The sequence below is a fragment of the Lysinibacillus sp. FSL H8-0500 genome (genome assembly GCF_038051955.1).
Classification (GTDB): domain Bacteria; phylum Bacillota; class Bacilli; order Bacillales_A; family Planococcaceae; genus Lysinibacillus; species Lysinibacillus macroides.
The window spans coordinates 592,823-618,445 of record NZ_CP150292.1 but is presented as its reverse complement, the minus strand read 5'-3'; the positions used below and the strand labels follow the sequence as shown (position 1 = coordinate 618,445).

Annotated in this window: 25 protein-coding genes and 1 riboswitch; of the genes, 7 read left to right on the top strand and 18 right to left on the bottom strand. The window is 38.0% G+C overall.

From position 1 onward, the window contains the following. Positions 1-33: 33 nt before the first annotated feature. The gene (locus MHB44_RS02875; protein ID WP_341301519.1) at positions 34-537 is read right to left on the bottom strand and encodes a PPC domain-containing DNA-binding protein; all 504 of its coding nucleotides are present in this window, start codon (positions 535-537) and stop codon (positions 34-36) included. 110 nt (positions 538-647) lie between these two features. Then, positions 648-749, top strand: a riboswitch (SAM riboswitch). Positions 750-836: 87 nt separating this feature from the next. On the opposite strand from MHB44_RS02875, the gene MHB44_RS02870 reads away from it, so the two are divergent. The 6 genes from MHB44_RS02870 (at position 837) to MHB44_RS02845 (ending at position 6,605) form a co-directional block, all read left to right on the top strand. Beyond that, entirely contained in the window at positions 837-1,661 is an 825-nt protein-coding gene (locus MHB44_RS02870) for a MetQ/NlpA family ABC transporter substrate-binding protein (RefSeq protein WP_341301518.1), read from the top strand. A gap of 102 nt (positions 1,662-1,763) precedes the next feature. Next, entirely contained in the window at positions 1,764-2,789 is a 1,026-nt protein-coding gene (locus MHB44_RS02865) for an ATP-binding cassette domain-containing protein (protein ID WP_341301517.1), read from the top strand. Further along, entirely contained in the window at positions 2,782-3,453 is a 672-nt protein-coding gene (locus tag MHB44_RS02860; protein WP_341301516.1) for a methionine ABC transporter permease, read from the top strand. The genes MHB44_RS02865 and MHB44_RS02860 overlap by 8 nt, the downstream gene beginning before the upstream one ends. A 10-nt stretch (positions 3,454-3,463) precedes the next feature. Further along, positions 3,464-4,243, top strand: coding sequence for an enoyl-CoA hydratase-related protein (locus MHB44_RS02855; RefSeq protein ID WP_341301515.1), 780 nt, complete (start codon positions 3,464-3,466; stop codon positions 4,241-4,243). 14 nt (positions 4,244-4,257) lie between these two features. Then, the gene (locus MHB44_RS02850; protein ID WP_341301514.1) at positions 4,258-5,418 is read left to right on the top strand and encodes an alpha-hydroxy acid oxidase; all 1,161 of its coding nucleotides are present in this window, start codon (positions 4,258-4,260) and stop codon (positions 5,416-5,418) included. Continuing rightward, on the top strand, positions 5,415-6,605 hold the full coding sequence (locus MHB44_RS02845; protein WP_341301513.1) for a CoA transferase: 1,191 nt from the start codon (positions 5,415-5,417) through the stop codon (positions 6,603-6,605). Before MHB44_RS02850 ends, MHB44_RS02845 begins: the two co-directional genes overlap by 4 nt. Positions 6,606-6,969: 364 nt before the next feature. Here the strand turns inward: MHB44_RS02845 and MHB44_RS02840 are convergent, their stop codons facing one another. The 3 genes from MHB44_RS02840 to MHB44_RS02830 all read right to left on the bottom strand — a co-directional run bounded on the left by MHB44_RS02840 (position 6,970) and on the right by MHB44_RS02830 (position 10,507). Continuing rightward, positions 6,970-8,169 (bottom strand): glycine C-acetyltransferase, encoded by a 1,200-nt coding sequence (locus tag MHB44_RS02840; protein WP_341301512.1) that lies wholly within the window; start codon positions 8,167-8,169, stop codon positions 6,970-6,972. Between the two features lie 49 nt (positions 8,170-8,218). Next, complete coding sequence (locus MHB44_RS02835) at positions 8,219-9,304, bottom strand: nucleotide kinase (protein ID WP_341301511.1); 1,086 nt, start codon at positions 9,302-9,304, stop codon at positions 8,219-8,221. 513 nt (positions 9,305-9,817) lie between these two features. Beyond that, on the bottom strand, positions 9,818-10,507 hold the full coding sequence (locus MHB44_RS02830; RefSeq protein ID WP_341301510.1) for an SDR family oxidoreductase: 690 nt from the start codon (positions 10,505-10,507) through the stop codon (positions 9,818-9,820). 309 nt (positions 10,508-10,816) lie between these two features. Here MHB44_RS02830 and MHB44_RS02825 point away from each other — a divergent pair, with 309 nt between their 5' ends. Beyond that, a complete protein-coding gene (locus MHB44_RS02825; RefSeq protein WP_341301509.1) occupies positions 10,817-12,313 on the top strand; it encodes an alanine/glycine:cation symporter family protein in 1,497 nt (498 codons plus the stop codon). Positions 12,314-12,395: 82 nt separating this feature from the next. Here the strand turns inward: MHB44_RS02825 and MHB44_RS02820 are convergent, their stop codons facing one another. The 14 genes from MHB44_RS02820 to MHB44_RS02755 form a co-directional block, all read right to left on the bottom strand. Continuing rightward, positions 12,396-13,976: a PucR family transcriptional regulator gene (locus MHB44_RS02820; RefSeq protein ID WP_341301508.1), complete on the bottom strand. Its 1,581-nt coding sequence runs from the start codon at positions 13,974-13,976 to the stop codon at positions 12,396-12,398. Between the two features lie 181 nt (positions 13,977-14,157). Beyond that, positions 14,158-14,685, bottom strand: coding sequence for an NAD(P)H-dependent oxidoreductase (locus MHB44_RS02815; RefSeq protein ID WP_341301507.1), 528 nt, complete (start codon positions 14,683-14,685; stop codon positions 14,158-14,160). A gap of 17 nt (positions 14,686-14,702) precedes the next feature. Then, positions 14,703-15,890: an FAD-dependent oxidoreductase gene (locus MHB44_RS02810; RefSeq protein ID WP_341301506.1), complete on the bottom strand. Its 1,188-nt coding sequence runs from the start codon at positions 15,888-15,890 to the stop codon at positions 14,703-14,705. 9 nt (positions 15,891-15,899) lie between these two features. Continuing rightward, a complete protein-coding gene (locus MHB44_RS02805) occupies positions 15,900-16,214 on the bottom strand; it encodes a (2Fe-2S)-binding protein (RefSeq protein ID WP_341301505.1) in 315 nt (104 codons plus the stop codon). Then, positions 16,204-16,497, bottom strand: coding sequence for a (2Fe-2S)-binding protein (locus MHB44_RS02800; protein ID WP_341301504.1), 294 nt, complete (start codon positions 16,495-16,497; stop codon positions 16,204-16,206). Before MHB44_RS02800 ends, MHB44_RS02805 begins: the two co-directional genes overlap by 11 nt. 80 nt (positions 16,498-16,577) lie before the next feature. Continuing rightward, positions 16,578-17,375 carry an aspartate/glutamate racemase family protein gene (locus tag MHB44_RS02795; RefSeq protein ID WP_341301503.1) on the bottom strand — a complete coding sequence of 266 codons (798 nt, stop codon included), beginning with the start codon at positions 17,373-17,375 and terminating at the stop codon, positions 16,578-16,580. Continuing rightward, positions 17,372-18,265, bottom strand: a complete 894-nt coding sequence (gene dapA / locus MHB44_RS02790; RefSeq protein WP_341301502.1) for a 4-hydroxy-tetrahydrodipicolinate synthase — start codon at positions 18,263-18,265, stop codon at positions 17,372-17,374. The genes MHB44_RS02795 and dapA overlap by 4 nt, the downstream gene beginning before the upstream one ends. Positions 18,266-18,277: 12 nt before the next feature. Beyond that, positions 18,278-19,459, bottom strand: coding sequence for an FAD-dependent oxidoreductase (locus tag MHB44_RS02785; RefSeq protein WP_341301501.1), 1,182 nt, complete (start codon positions 19,457-19,459; stop codon positions 18,278-18,280). A 17-nt stretch (positions 19,460-19,476) separates the two neighbouring features. After that, a complete protein-coding gene (locus tag MHB44_RS02780; protein ID WP_341302909.1) occupies positions 19,477-20,931 on the bottom strand; it encodes an aldehyde dehydrogenase family protein in 1,455 nt (484 codons plus the stop codon). Between the two features lie 232 nt (positions 20,932-21,163). Further along, positions 21,164-21,787 carry a YitT family protein gene (locus MHB44_RS02775; protein WP_341301500.1) on the bottom strand — a complete coding sequence of 208 codons (624 nt, stop codon included), beginning with the start codon at positions 21,785-21,787 and terminating at the stop codon, positions 21,164-21,166. A gap of 36 nt (positions 21,788-21,823) precedes the next feature. Beyond that, positions 21,824-22,318 (bottom strand): Cys-tRNA(Pro) deacylase, encoded by a 495-nt coding sequence (gene ybaK, locus MHB44_RS02770; protein WP_341301499.1) that lies wholly within the window; start codon positions 22,316-22,318, stop codon positions 21,824-21,826. A gap of 24 nt (positions 22,319-22,342) precedes the next feature. Beyond that, positions 22,343-23,074, bottom strand: coding sequence for a hypothetical protein (locus MHB44_RS02765; RefSeq protein ID WP_341301498.1), 732 nt, complete (start codon positions 23,072-23,074; stop codon positions 22,343-22,345). Between the two features lie 306 nt (positions 23,075-23,380). Then, the gene (locus MHB44_RS02760) at positions 23,381-23,944 is read right to left on the bottom strand and encodes a VanZ family protein (protein ID WP_341301497.1); all 564 of its coding nucleotides are present in this window, start codon (positions 23,942-23,944) and stop codon (positions 23,381-23,383) included. 122 nt (positions 23,945-24,066) lie between these two features. Then, entirely contained in the window at positions 24,067-25,605 is a 1,539-nt protein-coding gene (locus MHB44_RS02755; protein ID WP_341301496.1) for an acyl-CoA carboxylase subunit beta, read from the bottom strand. Between the last annotated feature and the right edge of the window lie 18 nt (positions 25,606-25,623).

The following is a 25,623-nucleotide window of genomic DNA, read 5'->3' as shown; positions in this document are numbered from 1 at the left end:
CTTGTCCTGTAGCTGGGTGACGCTGCAGGACTATTATTTTTCAATTTTCCTCGGCTGTGCTAACCCTTGCTCTAATGGATAAAATTGAACATGCCCTGTTTCCTCATCAAACTTTCTCATATGCTGAATGCCTTGCACCTCTGCCAGCACTATATCAGCCGTAATCACGATATTTCCACCTTTGATAAAATGACCACCTGATACATTGCCCCATTGATCGCTCATTGAACCATGAAAATGTGTTTCATATGCCCCATCACGTTTACAGACGACGCCTGAGCCTTGGATAAATTCAAGTGGACCTTCTTTTTCTATGACATCACTAAAGCACACTTTAATGCTAGAGGTGTCATCAGGCACTAAATAGACAAAGCTGCTTTTTTGAAAGCTACCAATACAGCTAACAATCGTTGCTGATTCGATATTCTGCTCAGCACAAAGCGCCTCAATTCCCTCAATGATATCTGTTCCCATTAAAAGACGGGCACTGATAACTTTTCCAAATGAACCCGTTCCATATTGAATGCGTACTGACATTGCTCTCCCTCTTTCTTTTGCATAAGGTTAAAAATATTTAAAATATTTATTGACTTACTATACCCTATAATTTATATTAGTTCTATCGGAATTATAAAAATATCATAAATCTCTTATCAAGAGTAGCTGAGGGACTGGCCCAATGAAGCTCGGCAACCTCCTTTTTGGAAGGTGCTAAATCCTGCAAACAGATGATGTTTGATAGATAAGAGAGGACATTTTTCATGAGCCTCTCTTAATTTGTAAGAGAGTTTTTTTATTTTCCAAAGCCGATAAAACATTTTTGGGGGTAGTTTTTCATGAAAAATAAATTTTTACTAGGTTTAGCAAGTCTTACACTAGCAGCAGCATTAGCAGGCTGTGGTTCAAAAGAGGAAAGTAAGGAGCAGGGCAAGGCAATTGATGAAAATAAAATTGTTGTAGGCGTTACTTCTGGCCCGCATGAGCAAATTGCAGAGGTAGCAGCGAAGGTCGCTAAGGAAAATGGCTTAGAGGTTGAACTTAAATCATTTTCAGATTATGTTTTACCAAATACAGCCCTAGCTGAAGGTGATCTTGATGCAAACAGCTATCAGCATGAGCCTTTCCTTGATACATTTAATAAAGATCATGATACAGATTTAGTACCAGTTGGTAAAACGATTTTAAATCCAATGGGTGTGTACTCTGAAAAATATAAATCCTTTGATGAGATTCCAGACGGTGCAACATTTGGTCTGCCAAATGACCCGACAAATGGTGCTCGTGCCCTTTTTGTACTGCAAGAAGCAGGCTATATTAAATTAAAAGATGGTGCAGACTTAACAGCCTCTATTCGTGATGTAGAGGAAAATACAAAGAATTTAAAATTTATTGAGTTAGAGGCAGCACAAATTCCTAAGCAGCTTAGTGAAGTAGATGTAGCAGCGATTAATACAAACTTTGCACTAGAAGCTGGCATTAATCCTAAAGAAGACTCTATTCTATTAGAATCTACTGACTCACCATACGTGAATTACATTGTAGTACGTGCTGAAAATGAAAATGACCCAACAATTAAAAAGTTTGTTGAGGCTTATCAATCTGATGAAGTACGTGCATTCATTGAAGAAGAATTCCAAGGTTCTGTAATCCCAAGCTGGTAATTATTCAGGATGCTTCTATAAATCTAAGAATCTGCTGAGGCTTCTCATATGAGGACAGGCAGATTCTTACTTTTTAGAGGTAGAAAAAGGAGCAATCATCATATGATTCAATTACAAAATATCTCAAAAGAATATAAATCCAAAAAAGGTGTTGTGAAAGCCGTTGATGGCATCAATCTTTCTGTAAAAAAGGGACAAATTCATGGTGTGATTGGCTATAGCGGCGCTGGTAAAAGTACCCTTATTCGCTGTGTCAATTTGCTAGAGCGCCCCACAGCAGGTAGAGTCCTAATTGACAATATAGACATCACTGCCCTTCCCCTTCATGAATTACGGCAAACTCGCCAAAAAATCGGGATGATTTTCCAGCACTTTAATCTTTTAAAAACAGCTACTGTTTATAATAATATTGCCGTTCCCTTAAAACTGCTTGGCTATAATGATGCGGAAGTTAAAAATCGTGTCGCGAAATATGCGGAAATCGTTGGTTTAACAGAGAAATTAGATAGCTACCCTAATCAGCTTTCAGGTGGTCAAAAGCAGCGTGTGGCCATTGCACGTGCCTTAGCGCAGGAGCCAGAAATTTTACTAAGCGATGAAGCTACAAGTGCGCTTGATCCTGAAACAACAGAGGCAATACTTGCACTCTTATTAAAAATAAATCGAGAATTAGGTATTACTATTTTACTCATTACCCATGAAATGAATGTGATTCAAAAAATTTGTGATGAGGTTTCTGTCTTAGAATCAGGCAAGGTTGTAGAATTTGGTACAGCTATTGAGCTTTTTGCAAAGCCTCAGCATCCAACCACAAGAAAATTTTTAAACACTATTTCGCAACGTAACTTATCACCTTCTCTTATTGAGCAATTGAATGTTTCTGGGAGCGTGATTCGTTTAACATTCCTTGGCGAGAGTACGGGGAAGCCTTTATTAGCCGAAGTTAGCAAAATCTATGATGTGCAGCCAAATATTTTAACAGCCAATATTATTGAATTAAAAAATGGTATTGTTGGTAATATCGTGGTGCATTTACACGGAGAGTCCCAGCTTGTGCAAAAAGCGCTAACATATTTTACGGAAAACGGTGTTGCTGTCGAAGAATTAGGAGGTGCGTCTAATGAATAGTATTCAAAGCTTTTTTACGGATTGGTCAGATGTAATTATAAAAGCTATTATCGAAACATTCCAAATGGTTGGAATTTCCTTGTTCTTTTCTATTTTAATCGGTATTCCACTAGGGCTTTTAATTGTTTTAACACGACCTGGACAATCCTTTGAAAATAAATTTCTCTATCAATTTTTCAACCTATTAATTAATATTGTACGTTCTGTACCTTTTATTATCTTGTTATTCTTTATCCTACCTTTTACAAAGCTAATCGTTGGTACAACAATTGGTGTCAAAGGCGTTATTGTACCTCTCGTTGTTTATACAGCCCCTTATATTGCACGCCTTATGGAGTCAGCATTATTAGAAGTTGATCCAGGAGTTGTAGAAGCTTATACTGCAATGGGCATTAAACGCCGTCAAATCATTTGGCATGTGCTATTACGCGAAGCACGTCCATCTATTATTTTAGGCTTAACAATCGCAACAATTGGACTAATTGGTGCAACAGCGATGGCTGGTATGGTCGGCGCTGGTGGCTTGGGTGACCTTGCCTATCGTTATGGACATTTGCGTTATGAGGTTGATGTCATGTATGCAACCGTATTTATTTTAATTATCCTTGTGCAAAGCATTCAATCCATTGGTAATCGCTTTGCTGCAAAATTAAAGAAAGACTAGGAGGACCATCATGACTAAGGAAATTTATATAGAAAAAAGTGGCTATATCGCAACATTGATATTAAACCGTCCTGACAAACGAAATTCTTTATCAAGGTCTATGTTTCAGGCGATCTTAGAGGAGCTTGAACAATTACAGAAAGACGAGACGATCAAGCTATTAATTGTTCGTGGTATCAATGAGGTTGCCTTTTCATCAGGTGCAGATATTAGTGAGTTTTTAGATATTCGCTACGCGGCAGACAATGCCAAAGCCTATAATGACTTAGCTTTAAAGACTATTGATGCTCTTTATAAATTTCCACATCCTTCGATTGCTATGATTCAAGGCTTAGCCATTGGCGGTGGTTTGGAGCTGGCAAATGCCTGCGACTTTAGAATTGCTACACCAAAAAGTAAGCTTGGCATTACTGCTGCCAATATCGGCATTGTTTATAATCTGGAAAGCACAAAACGCCTTATCAATATTGTTGGTGTCGCTAAGGCAAAGGAAATTTTATATACAGCCAACCTTTTTACAGCACAGGAAGGACAAGATATTGGCTTAATTACGGCTGTGCATGAGCCAGGGGAAATTGAACGTGCTACACTGCAATTTGCTGAACATTTATTAAGTAAATCCTCTGTTGCCAATGCGGGCATTAAAAAAATTATTCAAGCCATTGTTGATGGTGAAAATGAAGAAAATGATGAGCTTGCACAAATCGTGCTAGATTCATTTAGCTCTGCTGATTATAACGAGGGCATCCAAGCCTTTTTAAACAAAAGAAAGCCTATTTTCAATAAATAAGTGAGGTCGTAACAATGACAAATACAGCCCATGGTGATTTACTGTTAAAAAATATCAATGCCCAAGCCCCCTTCCCTATAAGCTTTGCTGATTTAGAGCAGGCAGCAGCGCAAAAATTAGCGGCTGGACCTTTTGGCTATATACGTTCAGGGGCTGGTGGTGAACAAACATTGCGCAATAATCGTGCAGCCTTTGAACGCTATTCAATTGTTCCGCGCTTTTTAACTGATGTGTCCAATATTGATACATCCATTGAGCTTTTCGGAAAAACATATCCGACACCATTGCTATTTGCCCCTGTTGGTATGAATGGTATGGCTCATGATGAGGGAGAGCTTGCTGTTGTAGGTGCGGCTCATCATTTACGCATTCCTTATATTCAGAGCACTGTTTCCACCTGTTCACTGGAGGAAGTTGCCCAAGCTGCTCCTGATGCAACAAAATGGTTTCAATTATATTGGTCTACAAATGAAGAGATTGCTTACAGTATGGCAGCACGAGCAGAGGCGGCTGGCTTTGAGGCTATCGTGTTAACTGTGGATACAGTCATGCTTGGCTGGCGTGAAGAAGATGTACGCAATCAATTTTCACCGCTCAAGCTAGGCTATGCAAAAGGCAATTACATCAATGACCCTGTCTTTATGGCTACCTTGCCTGATGATTCGTTTGAATCATATGTCAAAGGGGTTTTGCAAAATATTTTTCATCCAACACTTAGCTGGGAAAATATTCGGGAATTAAAACGACGGACAAATCTTCCTATCTTATTGAAGGGCATTTTACATCCTGAAGATGCCAAGCAAGCCATTGCTAATGGCGTTGACGGTATAATCGTGTCAAATCATGGCGGTCGTCAATTAGACGGCGTCGTTGGCTCACTTGATGCACTACCTGCCATTGTAGAAGCCGTAAATGGACAAGTACCCATTATTTTAGATAGTGGTGTATATCGTGGCATGGATGCCTTGAAAGCACTTGCGTTAGGGGCAGATGCTGTTGCCATTGGTCGCCCATTTGTTTATGGACTAGCACTTGCTGGACAACAAGGTGTCGAAAAAGTAATGACAAACCTTTATGATGAATTAAAGGTTTCCATTGCATTAGCAGGCGCAACCTCTGTCAAGGCATTACGCAATATCACATTAGTCAAACAGGATGGGACGGAGAGGAAATGAAACAAGCATTACAAGGATTAAAGGTTGTTGATTTATCGCAAGTATTAGCAGGCCCTTACTGCACAATGGTATTGGCGGATATGGGCGCAGAAGTTATAAAAATTGAAAAATATCCAAACGGGGACGACACTCGTACAATGGGACCTTTCGTGAATGAAGAAAGCCATATGTATATGATGGTCAATCGTAATAAAAAAGGTGTCTGTATCAATTTAAAAACGGATGAAGGATTAGCATTATTTAAAGAGCTAATTCAATCCGTTGATGTACTTGTGGAAAACTATCGACCAGGTGTTACAAGAAAACTGGGCATTGATTATGACACATTAAAAGTCATCAACCCTGGCCTTATTTATTGCTCTATTTCAGGCTATGGTCAAACCGGTCCTTATAGTCAAAAGGGTGGCTATGATATTATGGCACAGGGACTAAGCGGCTTAATGCATATGACGGGTGAAGCGGATGGTCGCCCTGTAAAGGTTGGATTTGCTGTCAATGATATTGCCGCTGCTCAAACAGCATTGCAATCTATTTTAATGGCTTATATTTATAAGCTTCGTAGTGGTGAAGGGCAATATATTGATGTTTCTTTAGTGGAGTCAGGTCTTGCATGGACTGTATGGGAGGCTGCTGCTTACTTTGGACAAGGTGAGTTACCTGAGCGAACAGGTACTGCACATCGTGTGTCTGCCCCTTATCAAGGCTTTAAAACACAGGACGATTATATTTTAGTAGGGGCTGGCAATCAAAAGCTCTGGGAAATTTTTGCGACAAAAGTGGTCAATCGTTCTGATTGGCTCACAAACCCATATTTTGCTACAAACTACCTACGTGCACAAAATGTCAAAATGCTGGAGGAAGAAATTGAAAGTGAATTAGTTCAGCACAAGGCTTCCTACTGGCTAGAGCTTTTAGATAAACACGGCGTACCATCAAGCCCTATCTATGCCTATGATCAAACTTTAAATGATCCCCATATTTTAGAACGTGGCATGATCCTATCCTATGAACACCCAATTGCTGGCTCTATGCGCACACTAGGCTTCCCAGCCAAATTTTCTCGGACGCCAGGCCAGCTAACAAGCGCAGCACCTACTTTAGGGCAGCATAATGAGGAAGTCTTACAAGCATTAAGTATTTCTGATAAAAAAATAGCAGCGCTTAAAGCAGCAGAGATTATTAAGTAAGTGATTGTGTGTGGTCGGGGCTACCCAGCAGTTGTCCGTGGTCTTCGCTGTTCTATTCTGCACAGGGGCTCTTCTATCCGTCGGAGAGCCTTTTGTATTGCTTTCTCTGTGGGCTATCCGTCATTTTTGCTAGTCTATTCACCACTTTTGAAGTTCTATCCTGCACAACGGCTTTCCTATCAGCCACGGTCGGGCTTTGAGAGAGCTATCCCTTACTTTTAGCATTCTATCCGTTACTTTTGCTAGTCTATTCACTACTTTCTACGTCCTATCTCACACATCTGCTTTCCTGTCTATTAAATATTATTCCACACTTAATATAGAAAACATAAAAAGCTTCCCCATCCAAGAGGAAGCCATTTTCTTATTGAATCACGCCTAATTCACGGCCAACTTTTTCGTAAATTGCTAATGCATCATCTAGCATTTCTTTTGTGTGCGCGGCAGTTGGCATATTACGCACACGGCCTGTTCCCTTTGGCACTGTTGGGAAAACAATGGATTTTGCATAAACGCCCTCTTCGAATAAGCGTTTTGAAAATTCCTGTGTGAGCTTTTCATCCCCAATGATACATGGTGTAATTGGTGTCTCAGACTCCCCAATATTAAAGCCAAGCTTCTTAAGTCCTGCCTTTAAATAATCGCCATTGTCCCACAGCTTATCATGGAGCTCTGTAGAGTCAATCAGCATTTGAACAGCTGCTGTAATGGCTGCTACATCCCCTGGCGGTAAAGCTGTTGAGAATAAAAATGGACGGGAGCGCACTTTTAACCAATCAATTAAATTTTTCTTCCCTGCTACATAGCCACCCACAACACCAATGGCTTTTGACAATGTACCAATTTGGAAGTCGATTTCTTTTTCTAAGCCAAAATGCTTTACAGTTCCTTTACCTTTACCAGTTACACCTGAACCATGTGCATCATCCACATACGTAATTAAATCAAATTCCTTAGCAATTTCCACGATTTCTGGTAATTTAGCAATATCACCATCCATCGAGAACACGCCATCTGTAATCACCATAATTTTATTATATAAGCCTGATTCCTTCGCTGCCTTTGCTTTAGCACGTAAATCATCCATATCAGAATGATTAAAAGCAATGATTTTCGCCTTCGATAAGCGACAGCCATCAATAATAGAGGCATGGTTTAATTGATCTGAAAGAATCGCATCATTTTTATCCATTACAGCAGAAATGGCTGCCATATTACAGTTAAAGCCTGATTGATAAGAGATTGCTGCTTCTGTACCTTTAAATTCAGCAAGCTTTTCTTCCAATTTTACATGCAAATCGAGTGTACCGTTAATTGTCCGAACAGCACCTGCACCAACACCGTATTTATCAATTGTTTCTTTGGCAATACGCTTTAAATCTTCATTTGTTGCTAAGCCAAGATAATTGTTAGAGGATAGGTTTACAAGATTTTTGCCACGTACCTGAATAATTGGGCCATTTGCTCCCTCTACTGGATCAATTTCATTATATAAGCCCTGTGCATGTAAGGCTTGTAGGTTTTCATCTAAAAATGCATTTAATACTTTTGACAAGCGTATCATCCTTTCCTAGGAAAACTGTTCTAGCTCCTAGTTTAGCATAAGCCTGTCATTAGCTAAATTGTTTTGTTACTCTTTCAAATAGTGGCGCTGTTTTTTCACGCCACAGAGATGTCAAAAGGCAATGATCTATTAATTGACGTACTGTGTGCTCTGCCTCTGCATAGCGCTTCGCATAGCCCATCGCATCCTGCATCGCTTCCTTATATTGTGCTCGAACAGCTTCAATATCTGTTTCGACTTCCTTTGTTAACACGCAATGCTGACCAATATCAAATATTCGATCGCCTAATCGACCATCCTGCGGGTCAAAAACATGAGGCTCTGTGCTATCAAAAATACAGAAATTAAGCTCTGGAATAATCACCATATCTACAGATCCTGCGTCTAAACCGCACCAAATAATTTGTGCATCAAGTCCTCTTGCATTTGCCTCATCTGCTAAGCCCTTCATTAAAGAAGATTTTCCTGTACCAGGCTTGCCTTTAATCATAAGTCTAGTCGTTATATTTTTGGTAATGCTATCCACTGTATTTTCTGCACCTCTAGGTGTTAATGTTCCTAGTAAACGATGCGTGCGGATGCCTGCTTTATTTAAGGTGATAGATTGAAATATCTCTGTTTTTAAGTTTGCCACTTGTTCATCCAACGCCTTCCAGTCCATACAGCTTTGTGTAATAACCTCCCAATTATCATGAAGCTTAATAGCATGATTCAGGGTGGCAATGCATTTTTCACGCCAAGATACACGCTCCTGCATTGCATTTGCAAGCTGTTCACCTTTTTTTACAAGCCGCTCTTCCTCCAAACAGTCATAAAAGGACAGTACACGATGCTTTGTGCCAAGCAATGTCGGCTCAATAGCCCATTCAGATGCCCATACAAACAGTCTATTGCAGCCCTTCACATAAACGGCCTCTACAATATCCTCTAATAAAGCGTGCTTAAACCATTCAACACTAAAGCCCTGCTTCACATAAAAATAGCCTAGCTCCTTTAAAAGCTCTGATCCTTTAAATGCTGGTGCGCCTTGTAAAAAATAAACAAGCTCTGCCTCATCCATCAGCTCTTTATATAAATGTTTCACACCCTGCCCAGTCAATGCGTGTCCGAAGTAATACGTCACATTTCCATTCAATCACATTCCTCCTTCGCCATGCATTATATGAAAGAATGCTAAAAAATATAGCCATACTTAGGACATAACTGACAGCTTGTCTAATCAGAACCTCCTATAAAAAATAATATGTGGTTTTTTTGAATGGATATATTTGGAGCAAAGAATTAGAAAAAGAAGAAACACCAGCATCATAATGGAATGGACAACCACATGGCTCAAACAGTATCATCGTTCGTATCTCATCCATATGTTGTTCCATGTATTCTTTTTTATCAAACATCGTATCACCGGAGATATGAGGCATTCCACCAACTATAACATGGCCAATTTCTCCTTCTGTGTGTGCACACTAATTTTACGTGATCAATTCATATTTTTTCTCCTAAAATAGTACTTGTATAGTCCAATTTTTCTTATCAACATACATGATGAAACATTTATGCTACTAATACTTTTATAGTTTCTTCTATATTAATTGTTCTTATAATGGCTATTTCTCCTTGACTTGCTACTAGAATCCTCTCAATATCTTCATTTATATTTGTTATTTTTAATAATAATCTCTTCCATTGATATATTTTTTCTTGCTCTCGTATTTTCAATAATAATATCTGCTACATCATCTGGGTCCATATAGATTTCTTCTGCCCTAGCACCCTCCCATAATTCTGTTTTCATATTTCCCATATATGCCCCGAATACTTTAACGTTTGTCTGCTCCAGCTCAAGTGCTAAGCTTTCAGTAAATCCTCGCGCACCAAACTTGCTAGCACTATAAACGGACTCATTTATTTTCCCCCTTTTTCCTGATAAAGAAATAATATTGATGATGCAGCCCTGATCTCTTTTCTTCATATCTTTTACTACTTCTTGCGTACAAAAAATCGTACCTTTTAAATTAATATCGATCATTTGATGAACAGCTTGTTCACTTATACTTTCAGCGCTATCAAAATCTCCTACACCAGCATTATTGATAAATATATCAATTGGTCCAACTTCCTGCTTAATGGCTTGTATCACTTTGGTCACATCGCTTTTTGAAGAAACATCCATTTCATAAATTGCGTAACGATCATCAAATGATTTTGCTATTTTAAGAAGTTTAGTTCGAGTACGTCCTAATAAACATACGTAATAGCCTAAACCATAATACCTCTTGGCTAAAGAAGCACCTAAACCACTTCCTGCACCTGTAATAACTACCACTTGAGCATCCATATAAAATCTCCTCCCCATTAATTAGATAAAAGAATAGTCTATTTACTAAAACCATGCATTAGACATTGTGCATAAAATTAAAGCTTCGTTATTTACATAAGCTCAAATAACATTTAACCTTATAAAATACTATAATTAACTCGACTATGAATTAATTTTTCTAAATCTACCATTCTTCAAACAACTGACACAAAGTTAAAAATTTCATTTCAAAGAACATTACACTCTGTCTAAATGAAAGAATCTTTATTTCCTATATACTGAACACAATATTCTGATTTTTCGAAAATTATCAAGGGGTGGTAATGTATGTTAGAAGTTATTAACGCTATAAACGGGGTTGTTTGGGGTAATGTGCTTATATTTCTCTTTTTAACAGCTGGGCTTATATTTACAATCTTAATGAAATTTGTGCAAGTAAGGCGTATTAAAGACATGGTAGCATTACTTTTTGAAAAAAATGATGACAACGCTGGCATTTCATCTTTTCAAGCATTAGCCATGTCATTAGGAAGTCGGGTAGGAACAGGAAATATTGTGGGGGTAGCACTAGCCATTAGTTTAGGGGGACCTGGTGCAGTCTTTTGGATGTGGGTTACAGGGTTTTTAGGTAGTGCCACTTCGTTTATTGAAATTACATTAACACAGGTTTATAAAAGTAAGATAAATGGTGAATATCGTGGAGGTGTTCCTTACTATATTCATAAAGGCTTAAATATGAAATGGCTTGCAATTGCAGCGGCTATCATTTTAACAGTTGCCATTGGTATTCTTTGGCCAACGACACAGGCAAATACAATTGCTTTAACAGTTCAAAGTACATTCAATATTTCACCACTCGTTACAGGGATTTTATTAGCCATGTTGATTGCTGTTATTATTTTTGGTGGGGTTAAACGTATTGCTACAGTATCTGAGTTTCTCGTACCGTTTATGGCTTTTGGCTATATGTCAATTTGCATAATTATTTTAGCCTTTAATATTTCTGAAATTCCAGCAATGTTTTCCTTAATTATTTCAAGCGCTTTCAATCTGAATGCTACGTTTAGCGGTCTATTAGGTCTCGCCATTGCTAAAGGGGTACAACGTGGTGTATTCTCTAATGCAGCTGGTCTCGGTTCTGAAACATTTGAATCAGGTGCGGCTAATGTTTCACATCCTGCAAAGCAAGGTTTAGTGCAAGCGTTTTCAGTATATCTTGATACACTATTGATTTGTACAGCAACTGCCTTTATGATCTTAATTACGGGCATGTATAATGTTACTGGTGCAGACGGTACAGCAATCGTTTCAAGCTTACCAAATGCTGGACCTGAGCTATATACGCAATTTGCCATATCAACGGTGATCGGCTCTTTTGGAAAATATTTTATGACGGCATCTTTATTCCTATTCTGCTTTACAACATTAATCACATACTTCTACAAAATGGATACAAATCTCGTCTATCTAAAAAGTACACTTTCTATTAAAGGAAACTCTTTAGACTATATCGCTAAATTCAGCTTCCTATTTATGGTCGTATTTGGCTCTGTTAATTCAGCTACATTAATTTGGGGACTTGCTGATTTAGGTGTAGGTTTAATGGGCTGGGTTAATATGATTGCAATCGTGCTACTTGCTAAAACGGCAATAAAAGTACTCAAAGATTATGAACAACAAAAGAAAAATGGAGAAGACCCTATTTTCCGACCAGGCTTATTAAATATTAAAAATGCTGATTATTGGGAAGAACTCGAGCAAAAAAGAACGATAGAACAACAAGAATCCGAAAATATTGAACGGGAAAAAGTCCCAGTGGTATAATAAAAAAAATCTTCTTCAAAGAAGCTATCCACAACTTCTTTGAAGAAGATTTACTATTGTTATAAGTGACTAATCGCCAATTTCAAGTAATTTTCTTTTTTGAATACTTCCAGTCATACCCAATGGCATTTAAAAAATCTAATGCTACTAAGGCTGTCTCCAAAGCTGTTTTCTTTGGAAATTCATCGAAATCTTCACCGATTAACTCCTTCATTCTATCTAAACGATAATATAATGATTGTCTAACAATATGAAGAGCGGTGGCTGTTACTTTTTTTGAGCAGTTGTTATAAAGGTATACTCGTAACGTTTCAATTAAATTAGAGTTAAACTGATAGTCATAATCAATCACAGGTCCTAAATGATCGAGCATATAATCTTCTAGTATCCCTTTTTCATAGAGAGGATAAATTAATCGATAAATATAAATATCTTGATAAAATAAAAGCGTTTGTTTATACATTGTATTATGGAAAAACATGACTTCATTTGCTGTTTTATAGGCTAAAGATAATTTATATAATGATTGAACGGGACGACCTATGGCAGCTTTTAGGGATTGCTGCTTCTTTTTAAAATAATCTTCTATTCTCTCCAAAATATTAACGATATCTACCCTGTTCCAATCTTTATAGGTAAATAAAATACATGTGAGTTGATGATTATATATAAATGGTAATAAATCAATACCGATCGCTTTGAATTGAGATTTTAAAAATATTGATAAATATTTAAATTCATCTTTCAAAAATTGAGCATCTGGGCTATCAATCATAATGACAATAAATTCAGAAACATCCTTATCTAAATTTAACTTTTTTAAATTAATCATTAATTGATCTGCACCAATTGTACCTAGTATCCAGTCCTTGATCCAGTCTGGTACTTCCATATGATGATCGTTTGAATATATATCTCGGAAAATGAGCTGACCTAAAGTTTGAACAGTTCTTTTAACAATCGAGCTATCCATTTCAGATAAAGCATCCAATGATCCATCTACATATAACACGCCATATTGATTATCTAATAGCTCAATTGGAAATGAAGAAATGGATTCACTGGCTTCTGCGACACTTTTCTTAAATGTTTGCTTATCTAATGTTTTATAAAAGGATATGATTGGTTCAGTATTCATCATTTCAAATGCAACAGACCTTTTAATGGTTAAACAAAGAGTATCAATCATCTTTTGATAAGGCGTATTTGAAAGCAACACCTCGTTTAAAAGCTTAGAATACTCCTCTAGCTCGGTCAAGACATTATAACGGCTTTGAATAATATGAATATTGATATTGCGACTAACATCTAAAAATTTCACTAGCTCTTGGAAAATAATCACTGGAAAGCCTTCCTCATTCGCAAGATCAATAACAGCTTGAGGTATATGAAACGTAAATTGTCCTAATTCAATACAAATTCCTGAGGCTCCTGCTGCAATCGCTTTCTTGATAACGGTGACAAACATTTCCTCATTCTCTTGCCAGCCCAGCCCTGTACATAAAATGAGTTCACCTCCATTGAGATAATCACCAAGATGGGGTGATTCAGAAATATGTACCCAGCTCACAGACTTTAAAATCCCAGTATGTCCCCCTATCAATTTAGCATTTTTAAAATCCTTCGTATGCAAAATTGATTCAATTGTCAATAAACCTTTCATATAAAGCTCCCCTTTGTCCTCTTAGAAAGATAATTTGAATATTGCTTTTACTCTTTGCTAAATACTATTCAAAGTCCGCTCTACCCTTTTTAACTATAATAAGCCATGTGATTTTTTGTTCACATGGCTTATATTTGCTGTTTCACACTTATTATACTAAAAATCTTAGGTAAAATATAATCTACATTCTTAACCTTTCCATGTAGTGTGCTATGGATGTTTGAATATCCTCTTCTGTCGCAACATAGGCTCCATTGAAATAGTAAGGTGGTAAAAAAGTAGTTCCAATTAAATTGGAGGTAGCACGAAACGGAAAGATCAATTCCTCGACTGTATACTTATTTCTACCCTCTCGATGATATCTTTCTGCTCCACTACCTGTGCTAAAAGCTAATAAGAGCTCCTTGCCATGTAAACGATCGCCATCTTTTCCGTATGCCCATTGATCCGTTAATACATCATCAAACCATTTCTTTAACAATGGCGGGCAGCTATACCAATAAAATGGGAATTGCCATACAATACGCTCTGCTTGTTCACAGGCTTCCTGCTCTGCTTGCACGTCAATTTGAAAATTTTGACCGTACAAGCTATATAAATCGCGAATTTCCACGTTAGGTAGCTGCTGTTCAATTGCTTCTTTCCATCGTCTATTAATCGTAGATGTTTCTAAATTTGGATGTGCTAGTATTACTAAGGTTTCTTTCATGTAATAATCTCCTTCACTTAGCCATGTTTATATTGATGATAAACCGTTGAACGTACTTGTTCGATATTTGGTTTAAACTGGATAAGTGCTTCTTGGCGAGCCTTTTTCACACCAACTGCTAAACGATTGAGCAGCTCCTTATTTGGATCGATTGCTGGTTGAAGATAATTTACAATTGCTTGTCCTGCTACTTTTCCCTGTGCCCTTGCCACTTTTGCACTTTCCACACCTGTTATATTACCACTTAAAAACAAACCTGATTGCTTCGTTTCCATACTTTCGCTATGTAATGGCACAGCACCACTTAGCGCCTCTTTATGCAGTACATCACAGCCGGCTAGCTCTGCTAATTCGATCAATGGCCGTAACCCACCAGATAAACAAACAAAATCAACAGGAACAAACTCAGGATTACCAATCGCATTACCTTCAATATCGACATGCTGTACTTCGATAGCCTCTACCTGCGTTTTTCCGATAATACGCGTCACAACTTTCCGCATATAAATAGGAATACCCCAAACCTTCATGCCATTTTTCGGATAAAATTGGATCGCTAATTTAGGCGGAACAAATTTACTACCAATACGCATAAGCATTGAAGGTGCTAAATTTCCTAAGCCCATCATGCGCTGCATAATTTCTAGCGGTTGGCTATCCTGTTTATTAATAATATTCTTTGGTGGTAAATAAATTCCTTCTAAATTGCCTCCGCATAATTGCAATTCTCTTGCAATCGCCATCGTCAAAGGATTCACCCCTATAATAATACCACGCTTGCCTGGTAATACACGATTCACATTCCCTAAAACTTGTGCTGCGCCAATTGATATAACACCTGGCAATGTATTTCCTGGTAGAGCAATTGTTTTTTCAGTAGCCCCTGTTGCTAATAGCAATGCTTTTGTTTTATATACACCTTTATTTGTATAAATGATCCAACCATTATCGCTTTTTTCTAAATGTACAACGCTAGCTTCTAATTTAAATTGGATGTTGAATGCCTTTGCCTCATTTATTAAATTCTCTGCAATCGCTAAACCATTTACCCATTCACCATTTGGCTCCTGATGTAGCTGCCCTAAAAGCCTGCCTCCAGCACGATAAAATTCATCAATTATTAATGTTTTTACACCTTGCTTACTTGCCTGAATGGCTGCCTCTAATCCACTTGGCCCAGCGCCAATAATCACCAAATCATACACGCCAATCACCTACTTATTTTGAATAATGGAGCTTACTTGCATGCCATCATATACTTTTGTTAAGCATGCTCGTACCGTAACATCATTTTCTATTTGCACACGGCATTCAAAACAATGACCAATATTACAGTAAATTCCTCTATTTTGAGCCTGCGGATTTACTTGACGGAAATTTTTAATGTCATTTGCCATTAGTGCAGATGCAATCGTATCGCCTTCCATTGCTGCAATTTGCCGACCATTAAAATTAAAGTGAATGCTCTTTACTTTTACAGCTCCTAAAACAGGATGTTCTAAAACACGTAAATGATTATTATTTTTCATATAAATCACCTAGCTCTCCAAATGAAATGGGACGAACAGGCGGACGAATTTGTACTTTTTGCTCTATATGATCTAATGAATGTGCATTATATTCAGTAACAATTTGCTCCACTAGGCATTTACAAATTCGTCCACCACAAGATCCCATACCTGCTCTTGTTCGCATCTTTACTTCCCTTACAGAAGAACGAAATGTAGAAACGACCTGTTCAATTTCTTCTAACGTGATATTTTCACACCTACAGATGATTGTTGGATTTTCATATTTCATTGGTATATTCACCTACTATTCCTCATCAAATGAACGAGATGCGAAAATTCCACCTTCTATACTAAGAGTGAATTTTCGCATCTACTATATGGTTAAATAAAGCCTACATACGGTTTTTGACTTTGTGATTGATGTACCCAGTTAATCATGCTTATAAAGTCATAAACAGGTAACTGACTGTATTGCTGAATCGCATAGGCATATGGTGGTAAATCGCTACATTCTAGCAAAATCGCTCCGATTGCGGGATCAGCCTCTAATGCCTCTGCTAATGCACCAAGCACCTCTACCTTTACTTGTTCATTATCAAAATAGCCTCTACTTTGCACAATAGCTGAAAATTCAGGTAGATGATATAAATCTTTGATAACAATACGATCTTTCAAAGCTAGTGCCTGACAGTTGTCCAAAACATGGTCTGTAATGCCATTTGCATCCGCTGTTAGCATTAAAATTTTCTGTGAAGACTTTAAGCCACTGCTAATCCACGGTAATTGAATAACGCTCGATAAAAACACAGGGATGTTGACCGCTTCAGCAACAGCCTTTTGATAGTTACCAAAAAATCCACAGGCTGCACAAATAGCTTTTGCCCCATAACGCTCTAGCTCTTGCGCTGCACGAATAATATCCTGCTCCAATGTTGGATCACCACGATGAATGCGCTCCTGTGTGCAATTATCCACAACCTTTAGCACAACTGGAAAGTTATAGGTTGTTAAGTTTGCCACATTGCCTGGAAGAATCGGATACCAACATTCATCTAAAAAGAGAATTCCTACAGCATAGCCACTTACATATTTCCCTTTTGGCATGTTAATCTCCGTTTGCTTGGATGGATCAAAGTAGCCTGCTGTAAGGTCTATTCTATGTTGTCCGCTTTCTATCATTTTGCCACCAGCTTCCCAAGCTCTTGCAGTATCCCTTCGATTTTTGCCTTTAATTCATCTGTAGTTGGAACAAGTGGTTTACGAACATAGACCGATTCATAGCCTAACACCTCTAAGCCTGCCTTTACAGGACCTGGAGAAGGCTCCTGCTCCACATAATCATATAAAGGTGCTAATTTTTTGTTTAAAGCAATCGCTTCTGCAATTTTATTTTCTTTAAATAAATTGTATAGTTTCACAATTTCATGCGGGATTAAATTATGCACAATACCCGTTGCGCCATCTCCTCCAACAGCTAATGTTGGTAAAATTAAATGCTCATAGCCTGTTAGCACTGCGAAGTTAGGATTGTCCTGTACTAAAGCAATTACTTTACATGTATGCTCCTGATCCGTTGTATTTTTCACACCGACGATGCCAGGAATTTGGCTTAAACGGTGAATAAGCTGCGGGCTTAATTCCACATTTGTCGCACCTGGGTAATGATAAATAACAATACCAATGGATACGCTTTCCGCAATCGCTGTATAGTAATCGATAATGCCCTGTTCAGATGTTTTCATATAATAAGGTGTAATGATTAAAGCACAATCTGCCCCTGCTTCTTCCGCAAATTTTGTTAAGGCGATTGTATCCTCTGTACGCGCACAGCTTGTGCCAGCCATAATTGGTACACGACCGTCTGCTACTTGGCACGCCGTTGCGATTACTTCCTTACGCTCCTCTAAGCTCATTAAAGAATATTCACCTGTACTACCATCTGTTAATAAACAATGCATACCTGCCTCAATTAATGATTCAATTAATTTCCTATACTCCTTTTTATCAAACTGCTCATTCACATCAAATGGTGTTGGTACTGCTGGAATCATTCCTGTTGGTTTATACATAATTTATTCCTCCTAAACGGTTGTTTTTAAATAACGATTGTAATTTAAACGATCAATATTAAAATCTGTTGGCTCATTTGCAAGAATTTGCGCGACCATTCTTCCTGTGATCGGTGACATACTAATGCCGTCCCCTTCATGTCCACTTGCAATATAGTAGCCTGGTACACTTTCTACACCAGATACTATTGGTAGATGGTCCTCCACCCATGGACGAATACCTGCATAGGCTCTTATACATTGAATATCTGCTAGCTTTGGAATAAAGCGTACAGCTCGCTCTGCAATCGCTTTCATGACATCGATTTCTGATGAAATATCATAGCCTTTAAATGCCCGATGTCCTCCTACTAAATAATTTCCTACTTCTGTAGGCTCAATTGTAAAGGCAACATTATGGCTTGCTACAAGCTCACTTACATTGCGCTGATAATCAATATCCTCAAATTTAGAAAGCATATAGCCAAACTCGTGCACTTTTTGTTTGGCTAACGACAGTGATGTAATTTCTGATACAAGTACAAGTCCCTTTCTTGGCTTAATTGGTATCGGGATATTGACATATTCAGAAATAATCGGTGACCATACGCCTGCGCAATTGACAACATTTTTCGTTTTAATTTTTCCGCGATCTGTTAGCACAGCCTGCACTTCTTTTTTCTCATTTAGCTCAATATCAATGACTTCATGATAATCAAATAAATCTAAGCCCATTTTTTGTGCTTCCGCAACAAATGCAAAGCATAATTTATAGGGATTCATCGTAGAATCGACCTCTGTCCAAATCCCACCAACTAAATCCTTTGCTAAATAAGGCTCGATTTCTAATATTTCTTGATTATCCATCATTTTCATAAAATATCCATTATTTACTTGTTGCTGAACATAGTCTTTAGCGATCGCCATTTCCTGCTCCGTTTCGCATACATACAAGCTACCTCGTGTACTAAACTCAAAATCTTCCGACAATTCTTTCGCCAGCTCCTGGAATAATTGGATACTTCGATAGCCAATTTCTGTATCGATGCCTGGCTTTTTATCGCAAATTAATGCTACAGCATCACATCTACTCGATGTACCAGCCGCTATGCCACCACGCTCAACTAATGCTACTTTAAAGCCCTTTTTCACTAAATGGTAAGCAACACTTGTGCCGATTACCCCTGCCCCAATTACGACAACATCATAGCTCAATGAAATCCCTCCTAGCCCTACTCAAAAAAATCGCTAGGCTTCACATCTAAGTTAATATTAATTTGTTTAACTTCTAAGTACTCTTCAAAGCCGTATGTCCCTAAGTCACGGCCGATACCGCTCTTTTTATAGCCACCCCAAGGTGCTTCATTAAATGTTGGATGATACGTATTAATCCATGTAATGCCTGCGCGAATTTGACGAATGACGCGCTGTGCTTTAGCACCGTCCTGCGTAAATACTGCTGCTGCTAAGCCAAACTCAGTGCCATTTGCCAATTCAATCGCTTCTTGTTCATCTTTAAACGTTTGAATAACTAATACGGGCCCAAAAATTTCCTCTTGCACAATGCGCATCGAAGGTTTTGTGTTGGTAAAAATGGCTGGCTCCATAAAGTACCCTTTTGCATACTCGCCTTCTGTTAAACGTTTGCCACCATATAAAAGCGTTGCACCTTCTTGCTTCCCTATTTCCACGTACTCAAGTACAGTATTTAAATGTTCCTCGGATACTAACGGTCCCATATGGATGCCTTCTTTCCAGCCTGGACCAATTTTAATTTGCATCGTTTTTTCCACAAGTGCTTCCACAAAGCGCTCGTAAATAGCTTCATCTAAAATTAAGCGTGAACCCGCTGAACAAACTTGTCCTTGGTTTGCAAAAATTGCATAGGCAGCATAGTCAACAGCTGTTTCAAAATCTGCATCTGCAAATACAACGTTTGGTGATTTTCCACCTAGCTCCAAGCTAATATTTTTAATGCTATCTGCTGCCTTTTTCATTAAATGTGTACCTGTATCCGTACCACCAGTAAATGAAATTTTGTCAACCTTTGGATTCGTTACAAGCTCATTGCCGACTGCGCTTCCTGAGCCCATCACTAAATTTACAACACCCTTTGGTACGCCAACCTCTTCAATAATTTCAAATAATTTAATAAGGCTTAATGGTGTATTCTGGGCAGGCTTGACAATTATTGTACAGCCAGCCGCAAATGCCGCTGCAATTTTTTGGTTCGCCATGACTAATGGATAGTTCCATGGCACAATAATGCCAACAACTCCAACAGGCTCCTTCACCGTCATCGCTTGGATTTCATCTGGCACTGCATATGTCTCACCCAATGGCTTTGTCGCTATGCCTGCATAATATTGCAATTGATTAATAGCATCCTCCACATCCCCTAAAGACTCTCGCAATGTTTTACCATTATTCAATGTTTCAATATAAGCAATTTCATCTTTTTGGCTTTCAAGTTTTTCTGCAATTTTTAATAAATATTGGGCACGTTCACGAGCATAAGATTTATGCCATTCTAATTGATAAAAACGCGTATATGCAGCATCAATCGCTTTCTTGGCATCCTGTTCATCTCCATGTGTTACAACAGCTAATACTTCCCCTGTTGCAGGATTTAAAATTTCCTTCGTTGCACCACTTACAGCTTCTACCCATTCTCCATTTACATACATTTTTTGTACGGTTACACGTGGTGGTGTGTGCTTGATTTCTTTAGCTACTGTCACGTCTTATCACCTCTTTGAATTTTATAATTATTACTTTAATGAAAAACACTTCTCTCGCCATTAGACACTATGTAAGATAAATTTTCTAATTATTTTGACTCTTAGGTTTATAAAAAAACGCCTTGTTGAATTGAAAATAATTCATTCAACAAAGCGTTTGTAGATGTGCTATAAATAACTATATACCTTCAATATTCCCCGCGTGCTTTATTAATATCTTACGACAATATGGTAATGAGTATTGCACAATATAACCTGATACAAGCGCAATAATAATTGTTCCTACGCCAACAGGACCGCCTAGTAGCCAACCAACCATCGTCACGATAATCTCCATACCCATGCGTGCTGTTTTAATGGTTCCACCGAATCGTTCGACAATTAGCATCATCAACGTATCACGAGGCCCTGTTCCCATATTTGGCGCTATATACATCCCACAGCCAAAGCTTAAAACAAATAATCCTACTATAAAATAAGTTACTTGTAAGCCATAGTTAGTTGTAGATGGTAATAGCCAATTAAAAATATCAATAAACATACCGATTAGGAGCATATTTAACCATGTTCCTATTTTTGGCATCTCTCGTAAAATAATCGATGTCGTTACGATAATAAATAGGCCTGTTAAAATCGACCAAGTACCAATCGTTAAGCCGAAATTTTTAAATAAACCAATATGTAATACATCCCATGGGCTTGTCCCTAAAATTCTTCCTTTAATAGACATGGAAATCCCTAAGGACATCACCATAAGTCCTCCAATAAAAAATGCCCAACGCCAGCTTTTTACTTTACTCATTTTGCTTGATCTCCCTTACGCTGAAAAGCTACCCATTTAGTCATGGGTAGCTGTAATCTGTGCTAATTGCGCTTTTGTTATTTGCATTAAATCAGCTAATTGTACATGTATTTGCATGCCAATTTTCCCAGCACTTACAATAATACTTCCTTGCTGCTCTGCGGATACATCAATGACAGTTGGGTATAATTTCTTCATTCCTACTGGCGAACATCCGCCTCGCACATAACCCGTGTAGCCAAGCAAATCTTTAACAGCCAACATATCGATTTTCTTCTCTCCCACTACTTTTGCAGCTGCCTTTAAATCCAGCTCCTCGGCTACAGGAATCACAAACACAAATAACTTTTGTGTGCTTGTCTTTGCAACTAATGTTTTAAACACCCGTGCAGCAGGCTGACCAATCTTTTCAGCTACGGATATACCGTCAACTTGACCGTCTCCAATTTCGTATTCGATTACATCAAAATCAATTTTTTGCTGCTCTAACAATCTAATTGCATTTGTTTTCGTATGCTTTGCCTTTGCCATATTCACAATCTCCTATCTACAGCATTAGGCTATCAAAGAAAACTTTGAATCTTGGTCTGGTCGATAGCCATTTTTCGTCATTTGAATATGAGATGCATATTTTTCAGACGCAAATTTAAAGGTATTTGATCTTAAGGCATTCTCATAGCTCTTACCGAAAATTGTATCTGTAAATGGGTCTAATTTCAATTCCTTTGAAAAACGCTCGGGAACCTTTACTTCTATTGTGTCATAAACAAAAGGAGGTTCAATGTCTTCTGCCCCCTCTTCGGCATTTAATAGATGTTGTATTTGAGCATCAGCGCTTGCTGCAACACGTAAATCTTGAGAAGAAGGAGCATCGGATGCCAATGCTGCGTTTCGTACCTGCTCTAAAATTTGCAGTGTATTATTTAGCTCTGGACCAGTTATGGCAGATGACTCTGGACCTGCTGACGTTTGGGTACTATCATTATTTTCAGCTTTATATGCCTGTTCATGTGCACGTACACTTTTTTCGGTTTGCTGCAAATCTTGCATAATAGCTTGTTGCTGAGGTGTGACTTCGCTGGAATTTTCTTGCTGTTGATCATAAAGCTTTTGATCAGTTCGACCTAGTAGTAAATTTTCTAGCTCAAGCAATAATGGATTTTTCTTTGGCTGGAAATACATAGCATTTTTTCGATAGGCATCCCCTGCCTCTTTACGATGCATAATTTTTTTACGATTCTGTTGCGATGAAATTTTTTCTTGTGCTATTAAACTGGATATTTTCATAGCTTTTCACCTCATCTCTCTATTTATATTATATGCGCGCCTTCTACTACTATATCTATACCATCTGAACAGCTTCTGTACACTCATTATCGGAATTTTCTTTACTAAATTCAAGTGTAATTTGCGACTAACCGCCTAAAGAGATGCTTACTTTTTAAAAAAACAGGCATAAAGGCTCATAAAGAACCACCATTTTTATATTCTTTTATAGTGTTTATACGGCATTCTACAAAAATATTATCATTAATACGTTGTTTATAATGTTTATAGAGGTTAAAAAAACAGCCTCTTTAGTAGACTGTTTTTTTATTTTCTTGGTGTAATTAATATACTTTTATAAGCGATGAATCCAAGCCATGCGCCCATTGTATTTAAAATTAAATCATCTATATCAGCCGAGCCGACTGTAAAAATAAATTGAATGGTTTCTACAGCAAGACTAGAAAGGAATCCTAAGCCAATTACACTCCAAGCTTTTCGAAATTTCTTTGATAATAATGGCAATAAAAAACCCATTGGGGTGAAAATTAATAAGTTGCCAAGTAAATTAATCAAGACAATATCCCAATTAAAATAGTGAGAGTAGTTGATATAGCGAAGAATGGTTTCAAAAGGAACAAAATTTGTAGTGAGTCGCCAGCTACTATAATCGAACAAGCCTAAGTCTCCTATCGAATAATCACCTTTCAATAAAACAACAACATTCACTAAGCGATCAATGACTAATTTATAAAATGCTATAAATGAATAGATACTAAATAAAATCCAGCCAATTACCTTTATTGGCAAATAATATGTATCAATTATATTTCGATATGGTAATGGGAGCTTGGCATTACCCTGCATATTCGTTATGTTATTTTTTGACAAGCTTCACACCCACTTCCCTGTATTCTTCTCATATTTTAATATGCTGCCTTATACTGTGCAAGTAGCTAAGCAAAAAAAGACTGCCTCGTCTACTAGTGAGAGACAGTCTTATAGCTCGTTATTTATACGGGATTTACTCCATGCTTACGCTCTGAGAATAGTAAGTATTTTGACATATAAAGCTCTAAACGATTTTCTAATACCTTCCGTAGATCATTTGGCGCAATGACATCATCAACAATCAGCTCTGATGCCAAGCGATATACATCAATTTCCTCTTGGTATTCTTTACGCTTCTCTGCAATAAAGTTTGCTTGCTCCTCTTTTGATAGCTCAGCAATTTTATTAGCATAGACAGCGTTAACGGCAGCCTCTGGCCCCATAACAGCAATTTGTGCATTGTTGAAGGCAATACAGCAATCTGGTTCAAAGGCTGGACCTGCCATTGCATATAAACCTGCACCATATGCTTTACGAACGATCACCGTAATCTTTGGAACCGTTGCCTCACTCATGGCAAAAATCATTTTCGCACCATGACGGATGATTCCAGCTTTTTCTACCTGAGTCCCAATCATAAAGCCTGGAACGTCTGCTAGGAATAACAGTGGGATATTGAAAGCATCACAAAGTGAAATAAATTTCGCCGCTTTATCAGCAGAATCATGGAATAGCACGCCTCCCTTGACGCGTGGTTGGTTAGCGATAATGCCAACTGATTGTCCATTAATTCGTGCAAGGCCTGTAATTAATTCGGGTGCAAATAATTTCTTAACCTCACAAAACGAATCTTCGTCAATAATGCGATCAATTAGTTTATACATATCAAAAGGGACGTTTTGATTTTGGGGAATTAATTCCTCAATAGATTTATCAAATGAAGCAGGCGGTTTAGGTATCTCTATCTTGCTACGTTCTGCATAGTTATTAGGGAAATAGCCTAAATATTTACGCGCATAGGCAATGGCCTCCTGTTCTGTTTTAACAAGCACATCTCCACAGCCAGAAACAGAACAGTGCATTTTTGCGCCGCCCATTGTCTCTAAATCTACTTTCTCCCCGATCACCATTTCAGCCATACGAGGAGAACCTAAATACATAGAAGCATTCCCTTCTACCATCACAACGATATCGCAAAATGCAGGGATATAGGCACCACCTGCAGCCGAAGGACCGAATAATAAACAAATTTGCGGAACTTTTCCTGATAGCTTGACTTGGTTATAGAAAATGCGTCCTGCGCCTCTGCGTCCAGGGAACATTTCAAGCTGATCTGTAATACGCGCACCTGCTGAATCCACTAAATAGAGTAATGGACAATTCAACTTTTCGGCGGTTTCTTGAATGCGAATCATTTTTTCAACCGTGCGTTTTCCCCAAGAGCCCGCTTTAATCGTTGAATCATTGGCTAGCACACAAACCGTGCGACCATGAATTTTACCAATACCTGTGATAACACCATCTGCTGGTAAATCCCCTGCTAAACAGTTTGCATAGAGCCCATCCTCTGATTGAAGACCATCATCTAGTAATAGTTCAAGACGCTCACGTACAAATAGCTTACCTTGTTGTGCATTTTTATCATGATATTTTGGTAATCCACCTGCTAGAATTTTATCTTTCATTGTTGGTGGCGTATTTTCTGTCGAGATATTGCTCATGTTTAATTCCTCCCTTTG